We start from the raw sequence: 2,911 nt of genomic DNA on the forward strand, positions 1-2,911 counted from the left end.
GAGTAAGACCATAGAGGGCGTGGGTCAGAGTACAACAAAACTATATAGAGTGATGAGTGAAAGTGAATATAATTCACTGGTAAAGAACGGACAATTTATCCAGTATGATAAAGCGATGGAATCGAAATGGTTTGCAACTAATGCTAAAGATGCCTCTGAGTGGGGAAAGAAGTTCTATCCTAACGGGAATTACAAGATGGTGGAAATTGAAGTTCCTAAAGATTCTTTGAGTCAGATGTATCACGTTGATAAGCTAGATGGTATTGGACAGGCGTATAACGCTGAACGTGATTTCATTAATAGTGTCATTAAGTCCATTAGGGAGGTGACACGATAATGAAAAAAGTAGTTAAGGCCCAAATTACATGGATCGCACATGAAAATGGAGGAAGAAAGAATCCGCCCGTACCAGGAACACGATATTGCCCCATTGTAGTATTTGATGCTATGGATAAAAACAAGAACGAATTCTGGAGTGCCTATTTTATATGCACTGAAGTTGATGCCAGGATGAATAGTATTGTGGATTTTACATTTTTAGTTGACGACGCACCAATAAGCTATTTAGTAAAAGGAAATAAGTTTGAGCTTTTTGAGGGCAATAAAAAAGTTGCATTTGGGATTATTATTGAATAGATTTTCTATTAAAAGCCATAGGAGCCAGCAATGACCACTATGAAATCCTTGACAATTGCGATGTTTAACAAAGTGTGACTCCGGTTGCAACCCCAATGCCGAATGGTGTTAGTATAGTTTTATAGATACAATAACTCGAATAAATTAAAATAAAATGAAAGAGAGGATGTGTCTACAAAATGGCAAGAAATCAAAGAAAATATTCTGAAGAATTTAAAAATACAATAGTGGAGTTATATAATTCAGGAAAAAGTTTATCAGAGCTAAGTAGCGAATATGGCATTTCAAAGTCTACTATTAACGGTTGGATAAAAAACTCAAGGCCTGTTGTTATCTATTAAGCCCCGGAATGATGTTGGACAACCTACGAACAAGATAATATAATAAAATTATCAGGAGGGGTTGTAATGAAACGTAATATTTATTCACAGGATTTAAAGGAGCAAGTATTAAAGGAAGTAAAAGAAACAGGGAACGTAGCTTTAGTTGCCAGAAAACATAATATAGCAAGAACAACTGTTGATAGCTGGATTAAACAAGCAAAATCAGGTAAACCTTTAACAGATAGTAAACCTATTTCAAATGTTAATTTAAATAAAGCTTACGATAATGAGATTAAAGAAGTCAAGAGTGAGAATGATCAGCTTAAAAAACTTCTTGGGGAAAAAGACCTTGAAATTGCAATTCTTAAAGACCTTTTAAAAAAAACGAACCCTCAATTAAAGATAAAGTAGAGATAGCACGCAATTACATAAATAAAGGGTATAGTGCTGTATTAGTATTAAGGATAGTTGGATTAAGCAAATCAACTTATTATTACAACATATCTAATATGTTCAAGGTAAAGAAGAAACCTGTGGGCAAGTCTATACCAGGTTACTCTTTTGATAATAATGGAAAGAAAATCTGCGATGAGCAGATAAAAGAATGGATAATTGAAAGTATTGAAGACGATGCAGAGCATTATGGATACAGGAAAATACGACATCATTTAATGAGAAAATACAATTTTATAATAAATCATAAAAAGGTTTATAGACTCTGTAAGGAACTTGGAATATTAAAGCCACAAAGGCAGCCCAAACCAAAGGAAAAGAAGAACATTGCTATAAATCATGAAATACGCAGTTCTAACAAGCTTTGGGAGATGGATATTAAATACGGATATATACATGGTGAATATAGGTTTTTCTTTGTATTAAGCATAATAGATATACTTGACAGGTGCATTGTGGATTATTATATAGGGCTTAAATGCGAAGTAAAAGATGCTGCAGCACTTGTAAGACATGCGTTGATGAAAAGAGGTCTATTTGTTGCGCCCCAAAAACCCATAATAAGGACAGATAATGGACCACAGTTTAAAAGTGAATTATTCCATAATATGTGCGAAGAAATAGGCATTGTGCATGAAAGAACGCCTAACAGGACTCCAAATAAAAACGCTCATATAGAGTCCTTCCACAGAATTTTAGAATCAGAATGTATAGGTATTTATGAATTCAAAAACTATACAGCAGCTTATCAAGCAGTATCAGAATTTATGGAGAGATATAACAAAAGAAGAATCCACTCCAGCCTAAAATATAAGACACCTGAAGAGTTTTACAATCTATTTAATGGACAAGAACTGAACTGGATGGTGGAGAAAGTTTAGGAAACTGACATTTTTCCTGCTTAGTTACACTTGATACTATTTTAAAATCACAGTAAAGGCCAGCTCTGTTGTTCATTTAAGCCTTTACGGGAACTTTAAAATAGTATATAGTCTTGGAAGCAGGAAAAAAATTACAACATAAATAGTGCTAGGTTTATTCATATTTGTTGCATAATTAAACCGTTAAGCAATTTTAAGAATACGAGAGCATTAAAAAGGATATGTCCAATATGGAGGGGTTAATCCGCTACCAAACAGTAGGACATTGGATATTTTATATGACCCTATTGGAAGATTGAATAGCAAAACTTTAAACACAGGCAGCTTTAATTATAATACTACATTTAGCTATATAGATTCCAAAACAGATACCAGTTATACAACAAATATGCTTGCATCAATTAATAACAATGGTAAGAGCATCAATTACACATATGATGCTAATGGAAACATTGAAACAATAACGCAAGATGGAAAAATAATAAAGTATTATTACAATGAGCTAAATGAACTTACAAGGGAAGATAACCAAATACTTAATAAAACAATTGTATATGTATATGATATGGGTAGTAATATAAAAACCAAAACAGAATATCCATATACAACAGGAACACT

General features: G+C 33.0%; 4 protein-coding genes and 2 pseudogenes. All 6 read left to right on the forward strand.

The window, feature by feature from the left end; translation table 11 throughout:
- Nucleotides 1-337, forward strand: a pseudogene (locus Q428_RS13540) (hypothetical protein); the annotation flags it as partial.
- Nucleotides 337-636 carry a hypothetical protein gene (locus Q428_RS13545; RefSeq protein WP_035381822.1) on the forward strand — a complete coding sequence of 100 codons (300 nt, stop codon included), beginning with the start codon at nucleotides 337-339 and terminating at the stop codon, nucleotides 634-636. The pseudogene Q428_RS13540 and the gene Q428_RS13545, both read left to right, overlap by 1 nt.
- A 179-nt stretch (nucleotides 637-815) precedes the next feature.
- A complete protein-coding gene (locus Q428_RS13550) occupies nucleotides 816-977 on the forward strand; it encodes a transposase (RefSeq protein WP_035381824.1) in 162 nt (53 codons plus the stop codon).
- Between the two features lie 66 nt (nucleotides 978-1,043).
- Nucleotides 1,044-1,370, forward strand: a complete 327-nt coding sequence (locus Q428_RS13555) for a transposase (protein WP_035381826.1) — start codon at nucleotides 1,044-1,046, stop codon at nucleotides 1,368-1,370.
- A gap of 53 nt (nucleotides 1,371-1,423) precedes the next feature.
- Nucleotides 1,424-2,293, forward strand: coding sequence for an IS3 family transposase (locus tag Q428_RS13560; protein ID WP_242847855.1), 870 nt, complete (start codon nucleotides 1,424-1,426; stop codon nucleotides 2,291-2,293).
- A 265-nt stretch (nucleotides 2,294-2,558) separates the two neighbouring features.
- A pseudogene (locus tag Q428_RS13565) lies at nucleotides 2,559-2,911 on the forward strand (RHS repeat domain-containing protein); the annotation flags it as partial.

This window comes from Fervidicella metallireducens AeB (assembly GCF_000601455.1).
GTDB classification, from domain to species: domain Bacteria; phylum Bacillota; class Clostridia; order Clostridiales; family Caloramatoraceae; genus Fervidicella; species Fervidicella metallireducens.

Bases quoted from the DNA above. Each gene is read 5' to 3' on its own strand.
- Q428_RS13545 (WP_035381822.1), top strand. From the start codon at position 337: ATGAAAAAAGTAGTTAAGGCCCAAATTACATGGATCGCACATGAAAAT.
- Q428_RS13550 (WP_035381824.1), top strand. From the start codon at position 816: ATGGCAAGAAATCAAAGAAAATATTCTGAAGAATTTAAAAATACAATA.
- Q428_RS13555 (WP_035381826.1), top strand. From the start codon at position 1,044: ATGAAACGTAATATTTATTCACAGGATTTAAAGGAGCAAGTATTAAAG.